Source organism: Tabrizicola sp. BL-A-41-H6, from assembly GCF_050632395.1.
Lineage (GTDB): Bacteria > Pseudomonadota > Alphaproteobacteria > Rhodobacterales > Rhodobacteraceae > JAUYQR01.
In genome coordinates this window covers 1,977,971-2,000,804 of the sequence record NZ_CP192600.1, presented here as the reverse complement: position 1 = coordinate 2,000,804, position 22,834 = coordinate 1,977,971, and the positions used below count along the sequence as shown (strand labels likewise).

Genomic DNA, 22,834 nt, shown 5'->3' with positions numbered 1-22,834 from the left:
CCCCGCCACAAAGCCGCGCCAGCCTTCGACCCCGAAATACAACCTTAAGGCGAAATCAATCCCTCTGCTCAAAGGACCATCCGCATGGGTACTCCCTCCCGAACCGTCAGAACCGGCCTTGGACACACTGCCCTCGCGCTCGCCTTGATGACCACCGCCGCCAGCGCGCAAGAACTTTGCTCGTTCCACACCGTCGTGCCCGGCGACACCCTCAGCCAGCTTGCCAAGGCCGCCGGGGTCGCGGGTGGATACCAGATCCTCTATTCGGCAAACCGCGACCGGCTTTCCAGCCCGAACATCATCGAGGTCGGAATGACGCTAGCCATTCCCTGCGCCGATGGCAGCCTGCCCGGCGCCAGCACGGCCGCTGCCGAACCGGCAGCCAGCGATCAACCCGCCCTTGCCGCCGCACTTGAAACCGCCGCCGAACCCGCTGTGGAACCCACCACAAAACCAGTGGCAGCAGCGGCCCCGGCGACAACCAAACCCGCCCTACTGCCCGAGGCCCGCTTCCTTACCGCCGGCAGCTACGCCCCCTTCACCGACGAAGACCTGCCCGAAGGCGGCATGTTCACCGAGCTTGTCAAACTGGCGATGCAGCGCGCAGCACCGAACCAGCCCTACCGCGTCAGCTTCGTCAACGACTGGGGCGCGCACCTGACCGAACTTCTGCCCTCCGGCGCCTTCGACCTCGGGTTTCCGTGGTATCTGCCCGATTGCTCCAAGGTCGACCTCTTGTCCCCCGCCACCCAGATGCGCTGCACCGATTACGACGCCTCCGACCCGTTCTTCGAGGCGGTGGTCGGCTATTACACCAAGGCCGGCAGCGATCTTGTGAACGTCACCTCGCACGACCAACTCAAGGGCAAGCGCCTTTGCCGCCCCGACGGCTGGTTCACCTTCGACCTCGAGGCGCTCGGCCTTGTCGAACCGAACGTGTCCATGCTCGTCGCCCCGACCCAGCTTGACTGCTGGCGCGCGCTCGAGGCGGACGAGGTCGACGTCGTCACCTTCGACGCCCTGCCCGCCGAAGACGACATCGTCACCCTCGGCATCGGTGACAACGTCAAGGAACTGACCGCGCTCGCCACCGTGCAGACGATCCACGTCTTCACGCCCAAGGCCAACCCTGACGGCAAGGCTTACCTCGCCATTCTGAACGCGGGCCTCAAGTCGATGCGCGACGATGGCACATGGTTCAAGGTCGTCTCGACCCGGCTGCGCGAACACGAGGAAAAGCAGGCCTCCGGCGGCTGATCCGTCGCCTCCCCTCCCCCCGTGGGGAGGGGATCGGGGTGGGCGCACGCGTCCTTCCGATGCCCGCTTTCTGAACGGACCTTGCGCTTTCCGTTGACACCGCCGGTCAGATGCTTCCCCTTTAGCCAACGGTTTTGGGGGCGGATGTGTTCGATCTGGTGATCTTCGATTGCGACGGCGTGCTGATCGACAGCGAGATCATCTCTGCTCGGATGCTGATTGCCGAACTCGCCCGCCTCGGCGTCCACATCGACCTCGACTATGTCGCCCGCCACTTCCTTGGCCGCAGCTATCCCACAGTCATGGCCCAGATTCGGCGCGAATTCGGCCTCGACCTGCCTCCTGAATTCGAGGCGAACTACCGCGACCGACTGCTGGCCGAATTCACAAAGAGCCTGCGCATCATGCCCGGCGTGGCCGATGTGCTGGGCGCCCTCGCCTGCCCGTGGTGCGTCGCCACCTCCTCCTCGCCGCGCCGCGCTGACATGTCGCTTGACCTCGTCGGCCTGCGCACCGCCGTCGGTCCGCGGCTTTTCACCGCCAGTCAGGTTGCAAACGGCAAACCCGCACCCGACCTTTTCCTGTTCGCCGCCCGCCAGATGCAGATCGACCCCGCCCGCACCCTTGTCATCGAAGACAGCCTCACCGGCGTTCGTGCCGCCCTTGCCGCCGGAATGCAGGTCTGGCGCTTCACCGGTGGCAGCCATTTCGGCGGCCGGCTGGACCCCGACCCGCCCGACGCCACGCCGCACAGACGATTTGACGCCTTCGCCGACTTCTTCCACTTTGCGCCCGACCTGAAAGGAGCCGCATGAACCGCCCCGATCCCGATATCTCGCTACAGGACGAAGCCGCGCGGGCGGGCTGGCTTTACTATGTCGGCGGCATGACCCAGGATCAGATCGCCGCCGAACTTGGCGTCAGCCGCCAGCGCGCCCAGCGCCTTGTCTCCCGTGCAATCTCGGAAGGGCTGATCCACGTCCGCCTGAACCACCACATCGCCTCGTGCCTCGCGCTTGAAACCGAGCTGACCCGCCGCTTCGGCCTGACCCGCTGCCGCGTTGCCCCCGGCCTCGGCGTTGGCGCCGATCCGTCGCGCGCCATCGCACCCACGGCGGCGACGGAACTGGAACGTTACCTGCGGATGCCCGACTCAAAGGTCATCGCCTTCGGCACCGGACGCGCCCTGCGCGCCATGGCCGAACAGTTCGCGCCCACCGACGCGCGCCAGCACCGCATCGTTTCCCTCCTTGGCAACATCGCACCGGACGGGTCGGCCACACTTTATGACGTCATCAGCCGCATCGCAGAAAAACTGAAAGCACCCTACTATCCGATGCCGGTGCCAGTGATCTGCGACACAGCCGAGGAGCGTGAGTTCTTCATGCACCTGCGTCCGGTGCAAGCGGTCTACAACCTCGCCCGCCGCGCCGATGTCACCTTCGTAGGCGTCGGGCAGATGAGCGCGGATGCCCCTCTCGCGGTTGACGGTTTCGTTACGCCCGAAGTGCTGGCCGAACTGCAAGCCGCTGGCGCAGCAGGGGAAATCGGCAGTTGGGTCTATGACGAACAAGGCCGCTACATCGACAGCCCGCGAAATGCTCTGGTCGGCGGCGTGCGCGTAGAACCCGGCCAGTCGCAGCCCGTGATCGCCATCGCTGCCGGTCCGTCAAAGGTCCGCGCGATCCGCGCCGCGATGATCGGGCGCATCGTCAACGGCCTCGTGACCGACGAAGCGACAGCCGAAGCCATCCTCTCCGACGCCTGAAATCCCTTCGCAGTTGCGGCGGAAGAGGGGGCTTGACGACTCATGCCGCTGTATGAGCAATTATTCACTCAGCGATGATTTGCTCATACGCTTTGGGAGGAGAACTCATGACGAATTCGCTTCGCGCGCTTCTCGGCGCGTCGGCACTCGTTGCCTTTGCGGGCAGCGCCTATGCCGAAACCACCATCACCGTCGCCACCGTCAACAACGGCGACATGGTCCGCATGCAGGGCCTGATGGACGACTTCTATGCCAAGCATCCTGACATCAAGGTTGAATGGGTCACGCTGGAAGAGAACGTCCTGCGCCAGAACGTCACCACCGACATCGCCACCGGCGGCGGTCAGTATGACGTGATCACCATCGGCACCTACGAAGTTCCGATCTGGGGCAAGCAGGGCTGGCTCGAAAGCTTGAACGACCTGCCCGCCGACTACGACGTTGACGACCTGCTGCCCGCAATCCGTGGCGGCCTGACCGTCGACGGCAACCTTTACGCTTCGCCCTTCTACGGCGAATCGTCCTTTGTGAACTACCGCAAGGATCTGGCCGAAAAGGCTGGCATCACGATCCCCGACGCACCGACCTGGGACGACATCAAGGCCGCTGCCGCCGCAATGACCGACAAGGACGCCGGCATCTACGGCATCTGCCTGCGCGGCAAGGCCGGCTGGGGCGAAAACATGGCCTTCCTGACGACGATGGCCAACTCCTACGGCGCCCGCTGGTTCGATGAAAACTGGCAGCCGCAGTTCGACCAGCCGGAATGGAAGGCCGTAATGACCGACTACGTCGACATGCTGACCAAATATGGTCCGCCCGGCGCGTCGAACAACGGCTACAACGAAAACCTGACTCTGTCGCTGCAAGGCAAGTGCGCAATGCGCATGGATGCAACCGTTTCGGCCGGCGCGCTGATCGATCCGAAGCAGTCAGAGTTTGCCGACAAGGTTGGCTTTGCCCTTGCTCCCGATGCCGGCCTCGGCAAGCGTGCGAACTGGCTCTGGGCCTGGTCGCTTGCGATCCCGGCTTCGTCGGACGCCAAGGATGCTGCCAAGATCTTCGTGAACTGGGCGACCAACAAGGACTACCTCGCCCTCGTCGCTTCCAAAGAAGGCTGGGCAAACGTTCCTCCGGGCACGCGCACCTCGCTCTACGCCAACCCGGAATACGCGGCGCTGCCCTTCGCCAAGATGACCATCGACTCTATCAACGCGGCTGACCCGACAAACCCGGCGACCAAGCCGGTGCCTTATGTCGGTGTGCAGTTCGTCGCGATCCCGGAATTTGCCGGTCTGGCAACGTCGGTCGGCGAAGTGTTCTCGGCGGCTCTGGCTGGTCAGAAGACGGTGGATGAAGCCCTCGCCGAAGCGCAAGCTCTCGCTGTGGACGAAATGACCACCGCTGGCTACATCAAGTAAGACACGCGACCCCGGCCCTTCACGGGGCCGGGGATCCCCACTCTCTCCCGCAGGCCGCGGGCCACGGGGAGTGCGCCCGGCAGTAACCCGTGCAATTTGGTCGGCTTCACCCCTGAATCGGAGACGCCCGTGGCGACGCAATCCTCACGTCTTGCTGCCCGTTTGATGGTCGCTCCGTCGGTCATCGTCCTGTTCATCTGGATGATCGTGCCCTTGGCCATGACCATCTACTATTCGTTCCGGCTCTATCGGCTGATTTCGCCTGATCGCACCGGCTGGGCGGGCTTTCGCAATTATATCTGGTTCGTCAACGCGCCCGAATTCTGGCTGGCGCTCTCGAACACGTTGCTGCTTGTTGGTGGCGTTCTGGTGATCACCATCGTTCTCGGCACGCTGATCGCGCTTCTCATCGACCAGCCGGTCTGGGGACAGGGTCCCTTGCGCATCCTGGTCATTTCGCCCTTCTTCGTAATGCCGCCGGTTGCCGCGTCGATCTGGGAAAACCTGTTCATGCACCCGCAAAACGGCATGTTTGCCTCATTCGCGCAGGGTTTGGGGGTGGAACCGATCCTCTTCATGGAAAACTACCCTATGGCCTCGGTGATCTTCATCGTCGCCTGGGAATGGCTGCCGTTCGCGACGCTGATCCTGCTGACCGCCCTGCAATCCTTGTCCTCCGAGCAGCTTGAGGCCGCCGAGATGGACGGAGCGTCCGCAGTCAGCCGGTTTCGCTACATCATCTTGCCGCACATGACCCGGGCGATCACCGTCGTGATCCTGATCCAGACGATCTTCCTTCTCGGCATCTTCGGCGAGATCTTCACCACCACCCAAGGCGGTCCCGGCTCGGCCTCGACCACCCTGCCCTACATGATCTTCAAACAGGCGATCGCGGCCAAGGATATCGGGCGCGCAGCAGCGGGCGGGATCATTGCGGTGATCCTGGCCAACATCGTGGCCTACTTCCTGATGCGCGGCATTGGCCGGCATCTGGACGCCTGAAGGAGCACCCGCATGGCACGCGCCGTAACCCCCCGCCGCAAGTTCCTTGTCACCCTGGCCGCATGGACCGTGGCACTGATCATCTTCTTCCCGGTGTTGTGGATGATCCTGACCTCGTTCAAGACCGAAGCCTCTGCCGTCGCCAGCCCGCCAGAGCTTTTCACCGCCGACTGGACGCTGGAGAACTACGCCGAGGTCTGGGCGCGGTCAGATTACCCGCGGTTCTTCTGGAACTCGGTCGTGCTGGCTGTCGGCTCGACGCTCCTCGGTCTGGCGATTGCGATCCCCGCGGCCTGGGCAATGGCCTTCGTGCCCGGCAAAAAGACCAAGGACCTGCTGATGTGGATGCTGTCCACCAAGATGATGCCTGCGGTTGCGGTGATGATCCCGCTTTACCTGATCTTCCAGCGCACCGGGCTGATAGACACCAGAATCGGCCTGATCCTCGCGCTCATGCTCATGAACCTGCCGATCATCATCTGGATGCTTTACACCTACTTCAAGGAAATCCCCGGTGAAATCCTCGAAGCCAGCCGGATGGACGGTGCATCGCTCTGGGGCGAGATCGTCTATGTCCTGACCCCGATGGCGCTGCCGGGCATCGCCTCGACCATGCTCTTGAACATCATCCTCGCCTGGAACGAGGCGTTCTGGACCATCGTGCTGACCACCACCAAGGCGGCCCCCCTGTCGGCCTTCATCGCCAGCTTCTCCGCCCCGCAGGGCCTGTTCTATGCGAAACTTTCGGCGGCCTCTGCGATGGCCATCATGCCGATCCTGATCCTTGGCTGGTTCAGCCAGAAACAACTCGTCCGGGGTCTGACCTTCGGCGCGGTGAAGTGAGAGAGACATGGGACAAATCACACTCAAATCGGTGCGCAAAAGCTTTGGCGAGGTCGACGTCATCCCGTCGATCGACCTTGCCATCGACGACGGCGAATTCGTCGTGTTCGTCGGCCCCTCGGGCTGTGGCAAGTCCACGCTCCTGCGCCTGATCGCGGGGCTGGAGGATACCACCTCCGGCACGATCGAGATCGACGGCAAGGATGCCACTGCCCTTCCCCCCGCTAAGCGCGGACTGGCGATGGTGTTCCAAAGCTACGCGCTTTACCCGCACATGACGGTCAAGAAGAATATCGGCTTCCCCCTCAAGATGGCCGGGATGGACCCGGCCGAGGCGGAAAAGCGCATCCAGCGCGCCGCGTCTGTCCTGAACCTGTCCAATTACCTCGACCGTCGCCCCGGCCAACTGTCAGGCGGCCAACGCCAGCGTGTCGCCATCGGCCGCGCCATCGTGCGCGAACCGGCCGCCTTCCTCTTTGACGAACCCCTCTCAAACCTCGATGCGGCCTTGCGCGTCGGCATGCGGCAGGAAATCAGCGAACTCCACCAGTCGCTGAAAACCACGATGATCTACGTCACCCACGATCAGGTCGAGGCGATGACGATGGCCGACAAGATCGTGGTGCTGAACGCGGGCCGCATCGAACAGGTCGGCAGCCCGCTGACGCTCTATCACAACCCGAAGAACGTGTTCGTCGCAGGCTTCATCGGCTCACCGCGCATGAACCTCATCACCGGGTCCGAGGCGGCAAAGCACAGCGCCCACACCATCGGTATCCGGCCCGAACACATCACCGTCGGCGACGGCCCGTGGGAAGGTGTGGTCGGCCTTTCCGAACACCTCGGCTCCGACAGCTTCATCAAGGTCGATGTCCCCAGCCTTGGCATCATAAACGTCCGCGGCCCGGGCGAACTGAATGTTCACCACGGCGACCGCATCAAGCTCGCCCCCGCCGGTAAGATCCACCGCTTCGACGCAAACGGAATGGCACTATGAGACTGCAAGGAAAAACCGCCCTCATCACGGGTGCCGCCCGCGGCATCGGTCTTGAATTCGCCCGCGCCTACATCGCCGAGGGTGCGACCGTCGCCGTGGCCGACATCAACGCTGCCGCGCTGGAAAAGGCCGTGGCCGATCTTGGTCCCAAGTCCGTCGCCGTGCAGATGGACGTGACCAGCCAGACCAGCATCGACGCCGGCTTTGCCCATGCGATCGACCGGATGGGCAAACTCGACATCTTGATCAACAACGCCGCCCTCTTCTCCGCGGCGCCCATCGTGGAAATCACCCGCGCCGACTATGACAAGCTCTTCGCCGTCAACGTCGCGGGCACGCTTTTCTGCCTGCAAGCCGCCGCCCGCCACATGGTCCCGCGCAAATCGGGCACCATCATCAACATGGCCTCGCAAGCCGGCCGCCGCGGCGAAGGTCTGGTGGCCGTCTACTGCGCCACCAAGGCGGCCGTCATCTCGCTCACTCAATCCGCCGGCCTCGACCTCATCCGCCACGGCATCAACGTCAACGCCATCGCCCCCGGCGTGGTCGACGGTGAACATTGGGACGGCGTCGACGCCTTCTTCGCCAAATATGAAAACAAGGCCCCCGGCCAGAAAAAGCGCGAGGTCGGCGAAGCCGTCCCCTTCGGCCGCATGGGCACCGCCGCAGACCTCACAGGCATGGCGATCTTCCTCGCCACGCCCGAAGCGAAATACATCGTCGCCCAATGCTTCGGCGTGGACGGCGGCAACTGGATGGCCTGACCATGCAAGCCCAACTTCCTGCCTATGATCGTTCGCGCCTTACGCCCGGCATCGTCCACATCGGTCTTGGCAACTTCCACCGCGCGCACATGGCCGTCTACCTTGACGACCTCTTCGCGCTTGGCGAAGGCCACGACTGGGCCATCCTCGGTGCCGGTGTCCGCGACGGCGACGCCCGGATGCGCGACGCCCTAAAGGCGCAAGACTGCCTCTCCACCGTGATCGAGCTTGATCCCAACGGCAAATCCGCCCGCCGCGTGGGCTCCATGATCGACTTTCTGCCGGTGGAACCCGACAATGCCTCGCTCATCGCCGCGATGACACGGCCCGAAATCCGCATCGTGTCGCTCACCGTCACCGAAGGCGGCTATTTCATCGACCCTGCCACCGGCAAATTCGACCCGCACGCCCCCGAAATAGCCGCTGATGCGCCAAACCCGCACCGCACAGCCTTTGGCGCCATCATCGCCGCCCTAAAGGCCCGCCGCGCTGCCGGAACGCCGCCCTTCACCGTCATGTCCTGCGACAACCTGCCCGGCAACGGCCATGTCACGCAGTCCGCCGTCGTGGGCCTTGCGCGGATCAACGACCCCGCGCTGGCCGACTGGATCGCCGCCACCGTCGCATTCCCGAATGGCATGGTCGACCGCATCACCCCAGCCACCGGTCCGCGCGAACGCGACCTCGCCGCCAGCTTCGGCCTCGGGCAAGACCCGGTCCCGGTCACCTGCGAGCCGTTCCGGCAATGGGTGCTGGAAGACCACTTTCCCGCAGGCCGCCCCGCGCTGCAAAAGGTCGGCGTCACCTTCACGTCTCACGTCCATGCGTTCGAGGCGATGAAGATCCGCATCCTGAACGGCGGCCACGCCACCATCGCCTACCCTGGTGGGCTCATGGATATCGAATACGTCCACGAGGCGATGGCCAATCCCCTGATCCGCGGCTTCCTCGACAAGGTCGAAACCGATGAGATCATCCCCTACGTAGCCCCTGTCCCCGACACCGACATCGCCGACTATTACCGCCTGATCGTGCAGCGATTTTCCAACCCCGAGGTGGCCGATACCGAGCGCCGCCTCTGCCTCGACGGCTCCAACCGCCAGCCGAAGTTCATCATCCCCTCGCTCCGCGACGCGCTTGCCAAGGGCGGCAAGATCGAAGGCCTAGCCCTCGTCTCGGCACTCTGGTGCCGCTACTGCTTTGGCACCACCGACAGCGGCACCCCGATCCAGCCCAACGACCCGAACTGGGATTACCTGCAAGCCCAGTCGAAAGCCGCCAAGGATGCCCCTGTCGTCTGGCTGCAGATGAAGCCGATCTACGGTGACCTGAACCGCGACCCCCGCTTCGCCGCCGCCTTCACCAAGGCGCTGAATGCACTTTGGTCAAATGGCACCGCAAAGACCCTCGCCGACTACATCGCCGCTTGATGGGCGGGGGGCGCGCGCCCCCGCCCACGCCGCCAATCACACTTCCAGCGCGCGAAACACCTTCGGCAACGCGTCAGCCAGATCTTCCGCAATCAGCCCCGGCCCGATACTGCGCGCGCATTCCACATGCAGCCAAGCGCCCGTGCAGGCCGCGTCAAAGGGCGAAAAGCCTCGCGCCAGCAGCCCCGTGATTAACCCTGCCAGCACATCCCCCGACCCCGCAGTCGCCAGCCACGGTGCCGCCCGGTCGTAATGCGCCGAGTTGATCGCACAGCGGCCATCCGGCCCCGCAATCACCGTATCGGCCCCCTTGAACAACACCACACACCCCGCCCGCGCCGCCGCCTCCCGTGCCGCATCGACCTTGGAAAAGGCCGGACCTTTCGATGCCGGGGCCGACAGCTTCCCGGCAATATCGGGAAACAACCGGGCAAACTCGCCCACATGGGGCGTCACCACGCATCCCTCATGCAGCGCGGCGAACAACTCCGGCCGCCCAGCCAGAATCGTCAGCGCATCGGCGTCCAGCACGACCCGTCGGCGATCCCCGCTCCCCACGAGGGCGAGGGGACGCGCCTCACTACTATCCTCGGCCCCCTCTCCTCTCCCGTCCCCCTGGTAGAGAGCGGCCGGAGGTGAGGGGCCGCCGACAGGCACGCCCAACGCCACCGCCACCAACCCCGCCTCGCGCTCGCCAACACCCATCCCAGGCCCCAGACACAGCGCATTGATCCGCCCGTCCTCCAGCACCTCGCCCAAGGCCGCTGCATCCGGCGCCTCGCGCAGCATCACCGCGTCCAACCGCGCCGCATGTTCGGGTAGGGCCTCCACAGGACACCCCACCGTCACAAGCCCCGCCCCGATCCGCAAAGCCCCCCGCGCCGCCAACCGCGCCGCCCCCCCGCGACCCGTCGGGCCAGACAGGACAAGGGCATGACCGTAAGTGTATTTGTGACCATCCCGTTTCATCAGGCCAAACGTGTCTGGCTCAACTGTTCTGATCGTCCCGTTCCCATGGTCCAGCCCGATGTCACAGACGCGGACCCTGCCGCAGTGGCTTGGCCCATCGCTCAGATGGTGGCCGAGTTTCATGGCATGAAAGGTCACCGTAAGATCCACCGCCGCTGCCGGTTCAGCAGCAGCGTCTTTACCCAGACCGCCGAACCGCCCGGGCGTGAGGGCGCGACCGCTGTCACTGCAGATGCCGCTCGGCAGATCAATGGCGACGGACACAAAGCCACTCCGGCCGCCTGAAAACCCAGACTTCCGCGCATCCGCCATCTCCCGAAACGTGTCATCCAGACCCTCAACCGCTCGCGTCAGACCGGTGCCGAACAGCGCGTCTACGACCAAGTCAGGCCCTGAACCCGACGCCTGGAAAGCCGAAGGAATGTCTCTCACCTCCCCCATCGTCCGCCACCGCTCATAATTCGTCCGCGCGTCTGGCGGCAGCCGCCCGGCGTCCCCATGCAGGAACACCTCCACCTCCCAACCCCACTCCTTCAACAACCGCGCCACCACGAACCCGTCGCCGCCGTTGTTGCCCGGCCCGCACAGCACAACCGCCCGGAACGACCCGACCCGCAACTCCGGCCATTCCCCGAACACCGCCTCGACCACGCCCCGCCCAGCGCGCTCCATCAGCTCCAGCCCCGTGACCTTGCCCGACGCGATCGCAGCCGCCTCGACCGCCCGCATCTGTGCGCCTGTCAGCAGTTCGGTCATTCGCAACCCCTTTTCACAAACCGCCCCATTTCACGCCGGATCGCACAAAAATTAGGCACCACCCGCAAATTCCAAGGCCCGCTTCCGCCACCCTCACCCTAGCCAATTGTCCCCGCCGCAGGGAAGTGATCAGAGGTCCAAGACGCCATCACGGGGCGGTTCGACGGGGGAGGCCAGCGATGAAGAAGATCGAGGCGATCATCAAGCCGTTCAAGCTTGATGAGGTCAAGGAAGCCTTGCAGGAGGCCGGCATTCAGGGCCTCAGCGTGACAGAGGTCAAGGGTTTCGGCCGCCAGAAGGGCCACACCGAACTTTACCGTGGCGCAGAATACGTCGTCGACTTCCTGCCCAAGGTGAAGATCGAGGTCGTGCTGACCGACGACATGGTCGACGCGGCCATCGCGGCCATCGTTTCCGCCGCGCGCACCGACAAGATCGGCGACGGCAAGATCTTCGTATCCACGGTCGAACAGGCCATCCGCATCCGCACCGGCGAAACCGGCGACGACGCGGTCTGACCCGCTGAAACACCGGCACTGAAAACACCGGGGCAACCCGGCACGAAACTCCAACCAGAAGGACAGCATGATGAGCGCAGTTGCGAAGGCTCTGAAACTGATGAAAGACGAGGAAGTCGAATACGTCGACATCCGCTTCACCGACCCCAAGGGCAAGCTGCAGCACGTGACGCTGGTGGCCGACCTCGTGGATGAAGACTTCTTCGAAGAAGGCTTCATGTTCGACGGCTCCTCCATCGCTGGCTGGAAGTCGATCGACCAGTCCGACATGAAGCTGATCCCCGATGCCGCTTCGGTCTACATCGACCCGTTCTACGCCGAAAAGACCATGTGCGTGCATTGCAACGTGGTTGAACCCGACACGAACGAGGCCTACAGCCGCTGCCCACGCCAGACCGCGATCAAGGCCGAAGCCTATCTCAAGGCGTCCGGCGTCGGCGACACCGCCTACTTTGGGCCGGAAGCTGAATTCTTCATCTTCGACGATGTCCGCTACTCGGTCACGCCGCGCAAGGTCTCGTACGAGATCGACGCCGAGGCAGCCGCCTGGAACACCGACACCGTGACCGAAGGCGGCAACTACGGCCACCGCGCGGGCCACAAGGGCGGCTACTTCCCGGTGAACCCGATCGACGAAGCGCAGGACCTGCGCGGCGAGATGCTGTCCACCATGAAACGCATGGGTATCCGCGTCGACAAGCACCACCACGAGGTCGCCACCTGCCAGCACGAACTGGGCATGATCTTCGGTGGTCTGGTCGAACAGGCCGACAACATCCAAAAGTACAAATACGTGATCCACAACGTGGCCCACGCCTACGGCAAGACCGTGACCTTCATGCCGAAACCGATGAAGGGTGACAACGGTTCGGGCATGCACGTCAACATGTCAATCTGGAAGGGCGGCAAGCCCTTGTTCGCAGGCGACAAATACGCCGACCTGTCGCAGGAGGCCCTCTATTTCATCGGCGGCATCCTGAAGCACGCCAAGGCGCTGAACGCCCTGACGAACCCCGGCACCAACAGCTACAAGCGCCTGATCCCGGGCTTTGAAGCGCCGGTTCTGCGCGCGTATTCGGCCCGCAACCGCTCTGGCTGCGTTCGTATTCCGTGGACGGAATCGCCGAAAGCCAAGCGCGTCGAGGCCCGTTTCCCCGATCCGTCGGCGAACCCCTACCTCGCTTTCGCGGCGCTGATGATGGCCGGCCTTGACGGCATCAAGAACAAGATCGATCCGGGTCCGGCTTCGGACAAGGACCTCTACGATCTGCCGCCGGAAGAACTGGCCGAGATCCCGACCGTCTGCGGCTCGCTCCGCGAGGCGCTCGAGGAACTTGAAAAGAACCACGACTTCCTTCTGGCCGGTGACGTGTTCACCAAGGACCAGCTGGAAAGCTACATGGCGCTGAAGTGGGAAGAGGTCTACGCCTTCGAACACACGCCGCATCCGGTGGAATACCAGATGTACTACTCCTGCTGAGGCACCAGCCCGGCACAAGGAAAGGGCGCCTTCGGGCGCCCTTTTTGCTTTGCACCATCACGGTGTCAGACAGTTGCCAGCAAACCCGCGCTTGTCGTACCCTCGCCCCGGCAGCGCCGCCGCAGGATCACCCAGATGGCCGATGACAGGCTCAAGCCCCGCAAGATCAAGCCAAAGCCCGAACGCCCCCAGATCTGGGCCGAAGGATCGCAGAAACCGAAATTCGATGCCCGCGCCTTTGCCGTGGCCAGCTTGCACCTGACCCGTGACGGCATCGCTCCCCTGATTGCGCGCACCGCCACCGGCACTGCCGCGCTGTCCACGCGCGTCGCCGAAGGCACATGGCGCGTCCCGACCGCGCGCCTTGGCCGTGCCGAACGCTTTGTACCGTCGCACCAGACCGTCGCCTCGTGGATCGCCGCCACGGCGCACCTGATCGATGCAGCCGCCAGCAGCGCCGCGCCGGAAAGCCACCGCCGCCGCGACCGCTTCGCCCGGACCGCTCCGGTCCAGGCCCCCGAACCGCCCCAGCCTGCGGCCGACATGCCGACCGCACCAGTCACCTTGCCTGAACCACCGCAGGAAGACGCCGAAACCCTCGCCGCCATCCGGTCCGCACTAGAAGACACGCCCGCCACCAACCCCGCAGCGCCACCCTCTCCCCCCGGAACCAAAGCGCAGCCGTCCGCCCTCGCCGACACCCTGACCTCGGCCGCAGGCACCGCGCTTGGCTGGACGCTGATTGCCGCGGCGCTGCCCTACGGCATAGTCCGCGCCACGCTCGCGCATCTGAACGGCGAAGACCTGCGCCAAATCCGCGACGACGACTGACCGTCAGGCCAGCGTCCGCACTAGAAACGCCACCATCGGTGCCATCACCTCGTCGGTGTCAAACCCGCCACCACCATGCCCCGCCCCCGGCACCAGCGCAAAATCCACCTCGGCGCTTGGGTCTGCCGCAGTCCATGCATTGCGCAACCGGCTCGCCTGCAAATCTGCAATCAGCGGGTCCGCATCGCCATGCCGGATGAAGATCGGCGGCAACGGCTCGCGCAGTGCACTCAGCCGACCGATCGGCCCGGCATCGCGCGCCGCATCCCGGTTCTCGCCCACCGCATAGCCCAGCAACTGGCTTTCCGCGCTGTCCGCCGGATCGGTCGCCCCCATCGCAGCCACTCGTCCCAACGTCGCCATGTCGGCGTCCATCGTCGAAAAATCCATCGGGCCGTAGAAACTGATCACCGCGCGCGGCGGCAACCCCGCCTCGACCAGCGTCAGCGCAGTTGACACCGCCAGAAACGCCCCCGCCGATTGGCCCCACAGCGCCAGCCGCGACGGGTCGATCCCATGCGACCGCCCCTCGCGCTGCAACCAGACCACCGCCGCCAGACAGTCGTCGCCCTGTGCCGGCCAAACTGCCGTGCTGGAATAGCGGTAGTTGATCCGCACCACCGCGATCCCTGCGTCCAGCACTGCCTGCGACACCGGCATCATCGACTTGTCGCCGATCTTGAACGCGCCGCCGTGAATTTCGACCACACAAGGAAACGGCCCCTCACCTTCGGGCAGGTAGATGTCCAGCCGCTGCCGCGGGTCGGCCCCATAGGCGATGTCCGCCTCCGTCGCCCCCGTGCCGCGATCGCGCCAGACATAGACCGCAGCCCCCGCCGCCGCCAACAGCCCCGCCCCCAGCACCGTCCGCCTGATCACACCTGTCACCCTGTTACCCCGCTTATCTGCCGTTTCAATGCACCGCCTCGCGCAGTGCTGCGAACTCCGCTTCGGTCAGCGTGTTCGCCTCCACCACATAGGTATGGATGGTGAAAACCACAGCCCTTGTGACCGGCAGCCGCACCAGACATTGCCGTTCGCAGCGCACAAAGACATGCCCCTCCGGCCTCGGCCGCCGCTCGCCCTCCAGCCTCGGCTGGTGCAGCACGAAATCGTCATAGGTCAGGTAATTCATCCGCCACAAAGGCTGCTCCGGCCGGATCGCCTCGAACAGCCGATGCACACGGCGTGCAATATCCTCGGTGTAGGGCGTTACCGGCTCGTGAATTCCCGTCATCGGCCGCCCGATCTTCTGCGCCAGCGTCCAGCTTGCCGGAAAACACAGGATCGCGCCGGTCAACACATACTCCTCGCCCCGCGCCTCCATCAGGCAAAGATCTTCCTGCACCAATCGCCCCAGGGTCGCCAGCGGTGCGGCCGGATCCAGCGCCACTTCCACCCCATCCGGCCGCATCACCGACGTCTGCCCAACCCGATACCCCGGCGTCTGCGCCAGTCTTGCCAGCACTGTGCCATACAACTCCCATACACCTGCCATACCATCCGCAGTCACGGCGTGAACCGCCTCCCGCCGTTCCGCAATCAGCCGGTCGCGCAGCGCCATCTGCGCGCCGAAGGCGTCATCCACCCGCAGCCACTCGTCCCCTTCCACCGGCAATATCCCCGGCAACCGCTTCGTGCGCGGGTCCATCCACGGCAGAAACGGCAGGCGCGATTGCAGGATCGGCGCGTCTTGCATGGGTCTTCTCCCTTCGATCCGCCCGTTTCACCACGCCGCCGCTCCGCCTTCAACCCGCCGTTTGCGACACGAACCCGTCGCCGGCAGCCAAGCCCCCAACCTGCACCCGCGCGAGGCTGCCCAGAACAGAGAGGCCGCCATGAACCACCACTACGCCGAGACCCGCAAGATAGACCCCACCCGTGGCGCGTCCCTTGCCGACGGCACACCGAACGACAACAACCGCGTCGAGATCGGCCCGACCCAGCTTGCCTTCACCGAATGGGCCGAAGCCGGGCTCACCCCGCCAAACCTCGAAGCCATGCGCGATTACCGCTGGCGCCGTCTTACGGAAGCCTTGCAAAAACAAGACATTGGCGGCCTTCTGATGTTCGACCCCCTGAACATCCGCTACGCCACCGACACCACCAACATGCAGCTTTGGAACAGCCACAACCCGTTCCGCGCCTGCCTTCTCTGCGCCGACGGCCACATGGTGATGTGGGAATACAAGAACTCCCCCTTCCTCGTCACCTTCAACCCCCGCGTGGCCGAACTGCGCTCCGGTGCGTCGTTCTTCTACAACGTGTCGGGCGACCACACCAAACTACACGCCGACAGCTTCGCCCAGCAGGTGACCGAGGTGATGCGTGCCCACGCCGGCACCAACACCCGCCTCGCCGTCGACAAGATCATGATCCACGGCCTGCGCTCGCTCGAAGCCGCCGGTTTCGAGGTGCTGGAAGGCGAGGTCATCACCGAACGCACCCGCGCGATCAAGGGCCCCGACGACATCCTCGCCATGCGCTGCGCCCACCACGCCTGCGAAAGCGCGATCGCTGAAATGGAGAAATTCACCCGCGAAAACGTGCCCTTGGGCAAAACCTCCGAAGACGACATCTGGGCCGAACTCCACAAGGGCAACATCCGCCGCGGCGGCGAATGGATCGAAACCCGCCTCCTCGCCTCCGGCCCGCGCACGAATCCCTGGTTTCAGGAATGCGGCCCGCGGATCGTGCAGAACAACGAGATTGTCGCCTTCGACACCGACCTGATCGGCGCCTACGGCATCTGCATCGACATTAGCCGCACCTGGTGGGTCGGTGACCAGCGCCCGACCAACGCGATGATTTCCGCCATGCACCACGCCCGCGACCACATCGACCAGAACATGGCGATGCTCAAACCCGGCGTCGCGATCAAGGATCTGATCCACGGCGGTCACCAGCTTGACGCGCAATACTGGCGGCAGAAATACTCCTGCAAGATGCACGGGGTCGGCCTTTGCGACGAATGGCCCTTCGTACCCTACCCCGACGCGGGCCTCGACGCAGCCTTCGACGTCGAACTGCAACCCGGCATGGTCCTCTGCGTCGAGGCGCTGATCTCGCCCGAAGGTGGTGATTTCTCGATCAAGCTCGAAGATCAGGTGCTCATCACCGAAACCGGCCACGAAAACCTGACCACCTACCCCTTCGACCCGCGCCTCCTGTCCTGACCGGTCATTCATCTGTCCGAAAGTATCCCGGGGCCCGGGGCAGCGCCCCGGCCGCCAGCCAAAGGTGCCGCCTCAGATCCCGACCCGCGCCAGCACGCCCAGATGGTCAGACCCAAGCCGAGGCCGCACCTCTGCCGTGCCGCCCCCCGGCGCCATCACCTGATCGATCGGCAACAGCATCCAAGGCCCGAACCCGACGTAACTGCCCAACACCGGCCCCACCGCCGTGGTCCGCGACGCTGCCCGCACCCGGGCCAGCGCCGCCGACCAGCGCACCATGTTGAAATCGCCCGCAATCACCACCGGCCCGTCCAGCCCCTCGATCACCGGCAACAGCCGCTTCAGATGCGCCGCCTGCCCGTAGGGCCACGGCCAGTTCAGATGCACCGACACCAGCCAAACCCGCCCGTTTGGCCCTTCCACCTGCATCGCCGCGAGCCCATGCGCGCAAATCTCGCTGCCCGCCACCGGAGGAAACCGCGTCGCAACAGCCACGCCGCCAACATCCTCAAAGGTGCAAAACATGCGATGCGGCAGCACGTCCGCCAGCCGTTCCAACAGCGGCAGGTTCGGGTCCGACACCTCCTGCAAGGTCAGGATGTCGGGCGCCGCCGCCCGGATATCCGCTTCCAGCCCCGCCAGATCGTCGTTCCTGTCGAGCATGTTCTTCTGATAAAGGGCCACGCCCCCCATAGCCTCGGCCGCACCTCGCGACAGCAGGATCGGCGCGCCCGTAATCAGTGCCACCCCTAGCGCCACCGCTGCCACCCCCGGCATCGCCAGCATGACCGCCCCTCCCGCCAGCAGCACCAGCGCCAGCGCACCCTGCGGTCGGAATACCGCGAAACTGTCACCCGCCGGATGCAGCCGCCCCAGATAGCCCGCCGCCAGACACAGCAACACCACCGCCACCCCGGCACTCAACCCAAACTGCAAGACCTTCATGCCGCTCCCTTTCGCGCCGCCTACTGCAAGTCGGCGTATTTGCCCACCACCGGCTCGCCATCGCCCAGAAATCGGACGTCTATTCCGCGCGCCTCGACGGCCAGGCAATCCCACCGGTCAGAAGGCGGCCAGATCGAACAATAGGCATCCCCTTCCACCCGCCACCGGCCCCAGCTTTCACCGTACAGCGTGCGGCCATCGGCAAAGAAGTCCTGCGCCACTGCGTCCTCGTATTGCAACACCCGCGCGCTCAGGGCCGACCTTATCTCCGCCCCGCTCAGCGCGCGCCACTCCTCGGCCCCTGCCACCCCCGGCCACAGCGCCAGCGCCACCACCCAACCTCGCATCCGCGCGCCTCCAAGCCTTGCACCGTTCCGTCCCGCAGTCTAAGGGGTCGCCATCCCGTCCGCCAGCCAGAGGCCGCCATGATCCCCCGCTATTCCCGCCCCGAAATGGTCGCCCTCTGGTCCCCCGAAACCAAGTTCCGCATCTGGTTCGAGATCGAGGCCCATGCCTGCGATGCCCAAGCCGCCATTGGCGTGATCCCAAAGGCCAACGCCGAAGCGGTCTGGCGGGCCAAGGACGTCACCTTCGATGTCGCCCGGATCGACGAGATCGAGGCCGTCACCAAACACGATGTCATCGCCTTCCTGACCCACCTTGCCGAACACATCGGTGCCGACGACGCCCGCTTCGTGCATCAGGGCATGACCTCGTCAGACGTTCTGGACACCACGCTGAACATCCAGCTCGTCCGCGCCAGCAACCTTCTCCTGAAAGGGCTCGACCGCGTTCTCGCCGCGCTCAAAACCCGCGCCTATGAGCACAAGGATACCGTCCGCATCGGCCGCAGCCACGGCATCCATGCCGAACCCACCACAATGGGCCTGACCTTCGCGCGCTTTTACGCCGAAATGTCGCGCAACCGCGCCCGGCTGGAAAATGCCCGCGCGGAAATCGCCACCGGCGCCATTTCCGGCGCGGTCGGCACTTTCGCCAACATCGACCCCAGCGTCGAAGAACACGTCTGCAAGATGCTGGGCCTGACGCCCGAACCGATCTCGACCCAGGTCATCCCGCGCGACCGCCACGCGATGTTCTTCGCCACCCTCGGCGTCATCGCGTCCTCCATCGAAAACGTGGCCACTGAAATCCGCCATATGCAGCGCACCGAAGTGCTGGAGGCGGAAGAGTTCTTTTCCCCCGGCCAAAAGGGCTCGTCGGCCATGCCGCACAAGCGCAACCCGGTCCTCACCGAAAACCTCACCGGCCTTGCCCGCCTCGTCCGCATGTCCGTCGTTCCGGCGATGGAAAATGTGGCGCTCTGGCATGAACGCGACATCTCGCATTCCTCGGTCGAACGCGCCATCGGGCCGGATACCACCATCACCCTCGACTTCGCGCTGCACCGTCTGGCGGGCGTGATCGAAAAGCTGGTGATCTACCCTGACAACATGCTGAAGAACATGAACAAGTTCCGTGGCCTCGTGATGTCGCAGCGCGTCCTTCTCGCCCTTACCCAGGCTGGCGTCAGCCGCGAGGATGCCTACCGTCTGGTGCAGCGAAACGCGATGCGAGTCTGGGAACAGGGCGCCGATTTCAAGACCGAACTTCTGGCCGATCCCGAAGTCACCGCCGCCCTCAGCCCCGCCGAGATCGAGGAAAAGTTCGACCTTGGCTACCACACCAAGCATGTCGACACGATCTTTGCCCGGGTTTTCGGCGCATAACGCATCTGTGACCGCGGGCCGCACCCACCGCGCAATTTTATTGCCTTGAAACTGCACGCGCCATGCTACTTTTTTCTCAACCATCGGGAGAATACGCATGCGCTTCCTGCTTGCCGTCAGCCTCGCCACCCTGCCTTTCGCCAGCTTCGCAGCGGGGACTGAGGATGCAACCCCTCCGACCCCTACCGAAACCACCACCGAATGCGCCAAGGGCGAGGTCTGGGATGAAAAGACCAAGGCCTGCATCAAGGCCGAAGACAGCAGCCTGAACGACGATCAGCGGTATGGTGCGGTTCGCGAGTTGGCCTATGCCGGCCGCTATGACGAGGCGCTGTCGATCCTCGACACGATGGTCGAAGGCGACACGTCGCGCGTGATGACCTACCGTGGCTTTGCCCTGCGCAAATCCGGCCAAATCGAACAGGGCATCGCGGCATATGAGGCCGCCATCGCGCTCGACCCCGCCAACATCCTTGCGCGCAGCTATTACGGCCAGCTTCTGGTCGAAATGAACGAGTTGGAGGCCGCCAATCTTCAACTCGCCTCGATCCGTGCCAACGACGGCGCGGGCACCTGGGCCGAACGCTCGCTTGCCTCGGCCATCGAAACTGGCGTGACCTACACCTACTGACCCATCAACCAAAGGAGGACGACCCATGAAGATCAAAACGACCCTCGCCGTGATTGCCCTCTCCCTCTCCCCCACCCTTGCCCTTGCCGGCGGCGGCTGCTCCGACATGAAGGCCAAGGAGATTACCGCGTCCTCCTGCATGGCGGGCTCCACCTGGGACGAAGCCAAGGGCGCCTGCGTCGCAAACCCGACCAGCTAAGCCTTTCGTTAACCTGCGCCTGCCACCTTCGGTCCAGCATTGGAATCGGGGGCTGGCATGGCGCAGAACGGGCTTACACTCGCTAGAATAGTCCCCGACCAGCGCGCCGTAGCCATACCCGGCCCCCAGACGCGCAAAAGCCTGAATTCCCGGCAAAAAGCCGCCGTCATCGTCCGCTTCCTTCTGACCGAAGGCACCTCGCTGCCAATCACCTCGCTGCCTGACCACATGCAATCGGCGCTGGCCGAACAGATGGGCCAGATGCGGCTGATCGACCGGGCCACGCTCGACACCGTCGTGGCAGAGTTCCTTGCCGAACTTGAGTCCGTCGGCCTCTCCTTCCCCGGCGGGATCGAAGGCGCCCTGTCGATGATGGATGGCCACATCTCGCAGTCCGCCGCCTCGCGCCTGCGCCGCATGGCCGGTGCCTCGTCGAAGGTCGATCCGTGGGACCGGATCACCGCCCTGCCCGTCGACCGCCTGATGCCCGCCCTGACGGACGAGGCGGTTGAGGTGGCCGCCGTCCTTCTCTCCAAGCTTCCCGTCGCCAAGGCTGCCGATCTTCTGGGCAAACTGCCCGGCGAAAAAGCCCGCCGCGTCGCCTATGCCGTGTCGATGACCGGCAATGTCGATCCCGAAACCGTCCGCCGCATCGGCGTGGCGCTTCTGGCAGATCTCGACAACCAGCCGGTTCGCGCCTTTGACACCGGCCCCATCGAACGCGTCGGCGCGATCCTGAACGTCTCGCCCGCGTTGATCCGCGAAGATGTCCTCACCGGTCTCGAGGCTGAAGATGCCGCCTTCGCCGCCGAGGTTCGCCGCGCCATCTTCACCTTCGTCCACATCCCCGCCCGCCTCGCCCCGCGCGACGCGCCAAAGATCACCCGTCTTGTCGAACAGCCCATGCTGGTCACCGCCTTCGCCGCCGCCCAAGGCAAACCAGGGCTGGAGGAGGCGGCCGAATTCCTGCTCGCCAACATATCGCAGCGCCTGTCCCAAGGCCTGCGCGAAGAAATGGCAACCCGCGGCAAGGTCAAGGACCGCGACGCCGAAGAGGCGATGACCGCCATCATCGCCGCCATCCGCTCGCTTGAGACGTCGGGCGAGCTTACTCTCGTCCAACCCGAGGAGGAGGACTGATCGCCCCAGCGACCTCCTGACCCGCTGCCCGCAAAAGGCGCGTGCCCCCTTGCCCCCGCCGCCAGCGACCCCTACCCTTGATCCCGATGCAAGCCTCTCCCACCCTGGCCGTCCCGGCCTCTCCCGTCTCGCGCGGGATTGCGCTGATGATCCTCGCGATCCTCCTCTTCACCGCGATGGACGCAACGGCGAAGGGGCTGATCGCCCGCTATCCCGCCCCGCAGGTGATCTGGGCGCGGTTTGCCGGCCAGTTCCTGATCGTGCTTCTGATCCTGCGCGCCCAGACCGGGCCGCTTCTGCGCACCCGCTTTCCCGCCCTGCACGTCGCGCGATCCGCGTTCCAGTTCGGCGCGACCACGCTGTTCTTTCTCAGCCTCACCCACATCGGCCTCGCCGAAGCCACCGCGCTGACCGACATCAACCCCGTCCTCATCACCCTTGGCGCGGCGCTTTTCCTTGGCGAAAGGCTGGGCCCCCGCCGCCTTGCCGGCGTGATCGTGGCCCTGATCGGCGCGCTCATCATCATCCGCCCCGGCGCCGGCGTGTTCTCGCCCTGGGCGCTCCTGCCGCTGGGCGCTGCGGTCTGCTACACCGGCAACGCGCTGATCACCCGCTTCATCGGCGCACAGGAAAGTGCGTGGACCTCGATGCTCTACGCCTCGCTCTTCGGAACCGTGGTCGCCACCGCCGCCCTGCCCTTCGTCTGGATACCGATCCCCGCCGCCGATCTTGCGATCTTCGCCCTTGTCGGCGCGCTTGGCACCGGGGCGCAGCTTTGCATCATCCGCAGCTTTTCGATGGCCGAGGCGTCAGTCGTCGCGCCCTTCGCCTACCTTGGCATCGTGTTTGCCACCGGCTGGGGCATCGTACTCTACGACCAATGGCCCGACCGCTGGACCATGATCGGTGCGCTTGTGATCGTGGGGGCGGGCCTTTATGTCTGGCACCGCGAAACCACCAGCGCACGCAAGACCTGA

23 protein-coding genes are annotated in these 22,834 nt (G+C 64.8%); 18 read left to right on the top strand and 5 right to left on the bottom strand.

Translation table 11 applies throughout. From position 1 onward, the window contains the following. Nucleotides 1–84: 84 nt before the first annotated feature. The 9 genes from ACROUL_RS09830 to ACROUL_RS09790 all read left to right on the top strand — a co-directional run bounded on the left by ACROUL_RS09830 (nt 85) and on the right by ACROUL_RS09790 (nt 9,482). Nucleotides 85–1,257, top strand: coding sequence for a LysM peptidoglycan-binding domain-containing protein (locus ACROUL_RS09830; RefSeq protein WP_431299316.1), 1,173 nt, complete (start codon nt 85–87; stop codon nt 1,255–1,257). A 146-nt stretch (nt 1,258–1,403) separates the two neighbouring features. After that, complete coding sequence (locus ACROUL_RS09825; protein ID WP_431299315.1) at nt 1,404–2,072, top strand: HAD family hydrolase; 669 nt, start codon at nt 1,404–1,406, stop codon at nt 2,070–2,072. Continuing rightward, nucleotides 2,069–3,025, top strand: a complete 957-nt coding sequence (locus ACROUL_RS09820; RefSeq protein ID WP_431299314.1) for a sugar-binding transcriptional regulator — start codon at nt 2,069–2,071, stop codon at nt 3,023–3,025. The genes ACROUL_RS09825 and ACROUL_RS09820 overlap by 4 nt, the downstream gene beginning before the upstream one ends. Nucleotides 3,026–3,132: 107 nt before the next feature. Beyond that, nucleotides 3,133–4,446 carry an ABC transporter substrate-binding protein gene (locus ACROUL_RS09815; RefSeq protein ID WP_431299313.1) on the top strand — a complete coding sequence of 438 codons (1,314 nt, stop codon included), beginning with the start codon at nt 3,133–3,135 and terminating at the stop codon, nt 4,444–4,446. Nucleotides 4,447–4,575: 129 nt separating this feature from the next. Beyond that, nucleotides 4,576–5,448, top strand: a complete 873-nt coding sequence (locus ACROUL_RS09810; protein WP_431299312.1) for a carbohydrate ABC transporter permease — start codon at nt 4,576–4,578, stop codon at nt 5,446–5,448. A 12-nt stretch (nt 5,449–5,460) separates the two neighbouring features. Next, complete coding sequence (locus ACROUL_RS09805; protein ID WP_431299311.1) at nt 5,461–6,291, top strand: carbohydrate ABC transporter permease; 831 nt, start codon at nt 5,461–5,463, stop codon at nt 6,289–6,291. A gap of 7 nt (nt 6,292–6,298) precedes the next feature. Further along, nucleotides 6,299–7,288: an ABC transporter ATP-binding protein gene (locus ACROUL_RS09800; protein ID WP_431299310.1), complete on the top strand. Its 990-nt coding sequence runs from the start codon at nt 6,299–6,301 to the stop codon at nt 7,286–7,288. After that, a complete protein-coding gene (locus tag ACROUL_RS09795) occupies nt 7,285–8,052 on the top strand; it encodes an L-iditol 2-dehydrogenase (RefSeq protein ID WP_431299309.1) in 768 nt (255 codons plus the stop codon). The genes ACROUL_RS09800 and ACROUL_RS09795 overlap by 4 nt, the downstream gene beginning before the upstream one ends. A gap of 2 nt (nt 8,053–8,054) precedes the next feature. Beyond that, nucleotides 8,055–9,482 (top strand): mannitol dehydrogenase family protein, encoded by a 1,428-nt coding sequence (locus ACROUL_RS09790; protein WP_431299308.1) that lies wholly within the window; start codon nt 8,055–8,057, stop codon nt 9,480–9,482. Between the two features lie 36 nt (nt 9,483–9,518). Here the strand turns inward: ACROUL_RS09790 and ACROUL_RS09785 are convergent, their stop codons facing one another. Then, nucleotides 9,519–11,207 carry an NAD(P)H-hydrate epimerase gene (locus ACROUL_RS09785; RefSeq protein ID WP_431299307.1) on the bottom strand — a complete coding sequence of 563 codons (1,689 nt, stop codon included), beginning with the start codon at nt 11,205–11,207 and terminating at the stop codon, nt 9,519–9,521. Nucleotides 11,208–11,386: 179 nt separating this feature from the next. On the opposite strand from ACROUL_RS09785, the gene ACROUL_RS09780 reads away from it, so the two are divergent. The 3 genes from ACROUL_RS09780 (at nt 11,387) to ACROUL_RS09770 (ending at nt 14,036) form a co-directional block, all read left to right on the top strand. Beyond that, nucleotides 11,387–11,725, top strand: coding sequence for a P-II family nitrogen regulator (locus tag ACROUL_RS09780; protein WP_431299306.1), 339 nt, complete (start codon nt 11,387–11,389; stop codon nt 11,723–11,725). 70 nt (nt 11,726–11,795) lie between these two features. Continuing rightward, nucleotides 11,796–13,205 (top strand): type I glutamate--ammonia ligase, encoded by a 1,410-nt coding sequence (gene glnA / locus ACROUL_RS09775; RefSeq protein WP_305571394.1) that lies wholly within the window; start codon nt 11,796–11,798, stop codon nt 13,203–13,205. 135 nt (nt 13,206–13,340) lie between these two features. Further along, on the top strand, nt 13,341–14,036 hold the full coding sequence (locus ACROUL_RS09770) for a hypothetical protein (RefSeq protein WP_431299305.1): 696 nt from the start codon (nt 13,341–13,343) through the stop codon (nt 14,034–14,036). A 3-nt stretch (nt 14,037–14,039) separates the two neighbouring features. Here the strand turns inward: ACROUL_RS09770 and ACROUL_RS09765 are convergent, their stop codons facing one another. Together ACROUL_RS09765 and ACROUL_RS09760 are read right to left on the bottom strand one after the other, a co-directional pair. Continuing rightward, nucleotides 14,040–14,915, bottom strand: a complete 876-nt coding sequence (locus tag ACROUL_RS09765; protein ID WP_431299304.1) for an alpha/beta hydrolase fold domain-containing protein — start codon at nt 14,913–14,915, stop codon at nt 14,040–14,042. 34 nt (nt 14,916–14,949) lie between these two features. Beyond that, on the bottom strand, nt 14,950–15,735 hold the full coding sequence (locus ACROUL_RS09760; protein ID WP_431299303.1) for a heme-dependent oxidative N-demethylase family protein: 786 nt from the start codon (nt 15,733–15,735) through the stop codon (nt 14,950–14,952). Nucleotides 15,736–15,874: 139 nt separating this feature from the next. Here ACROUL_RS09760 and dddP point away from each other — a divergent pair, with 139 nt between their 5' ends. Then, nucleotides 15,875–17,212: a dimethylsulfonioproprionate lyase DddP gene (dddP, locus tag ACROUL_RS09755; RefSeq protein ID WP_431299302.1), complete on the top strand. Its 1,338-nt coding sequence runs from the start codon at nt 15,875–15,877 to the stop codon at nt 17,210–17,212. Nucleotides 17,213–17,284: 72 nt separating this feature from the next. On the opposite strand, the gene ACROUL_RS09750 is transcribed toward dddP, so the two are convergent. Together ACROUL_RS09750 and ACROUL_RS09745 are read right to left on the bottom strand one after the other, a co-directional pair. After that, the gene (locus tag ACROUL_RS09750; protein WP_431299301.1) at nt 17,285–18,157 is read right to left on the bottom strand and encodes an endonuclease/exonuclease/phosphatase family protein; all 873 of its coding nucleotides are present in this window, start codon (nt 18,155–18,157) and stop codon (nt 17,285–17,287) included. A gap of 20 nt (nt 18,158–18,177) precedes the next feature. Continuing rightward, complete coding sequence (locus ACROUL_RS09745; protein ID WP_431299300.1) at nt 18,178–18,504, bottom strand: hypothetical protein; 327 nt, start codon at nt 18,502–18,504, stop codon at nt 18,178–18,180. A gap of 78 nt (nt 18,505–18,582) precedes the next feature. On the opposite strand from ACROUL_RS09745, the gene purB reads away from it, so the two are divergent. The 5 genes from purB to ACROUL_RS09720 all read left to right on the top strand — a co-directional run bounded on the left by purB (nt 18,583) and on the right by ACROUL_RS09720 (nt 22,834). Next, nucleotides 18,583–19,887, top strand: coding sequence for an adenylosuccinate lyase (gene purB / locus ACROUL_RS09740; RefSeq protein WP_431299299.1), 1,305 nt, complete (start codon nt 18,583–18,585; stop codon nt 19,885–19,887). Between the two features lie 97 nt (nt 19,888–19,984). Further along, on the top strand, nt 19,985–20,518 hold the full coding sequence (locus tag ACROUL_RS09735) for a tetratricopeptide repeat protein (RefSeq protein WP_431299298.1): 534 nt from the start codon (nt 19,985–19,987) through the stop codon (nt 20,516–20,518). 25 nt (nt 20,519–20,543) lie between these two features. Further along, the gene (locus tag ACROUL_RS09730) at nt 20,544–20,717 is read left to right on the top strand and encodes a hypothetical protein (protein ID WP_431299297.1); all 174 of its coding nucleotides are present in this window, start codon (nt 20,544–20,546) and stop codon (nt 20,715–20,717) included. A gap of 57 nt (nt 20,718–20,774) precedes the next feature. Beyond that, nucleotides 20,775–21,857: a FliG C-terminal domain-containing protein gene (locus ACROUL_RS09725; RefSeq protein ID WP_431299296.1), complete on the top strand. Its 1,083-nt coding sequence runs from the start codon at nt 20,775–20,777 to the stop codon at nt 21,855–21,857. 86 nt (nt 21,858–21,943) lie between these two features. Continuing rightward, complete coding sequence (locus tag ACROUL_RS09720) at nt 21,944–22,834, top strand: DMT family transporter (protein WP_431301275.1); 891 nt, start codon at nt 21,944–21,946, stop codon at nt 22,832–22,834.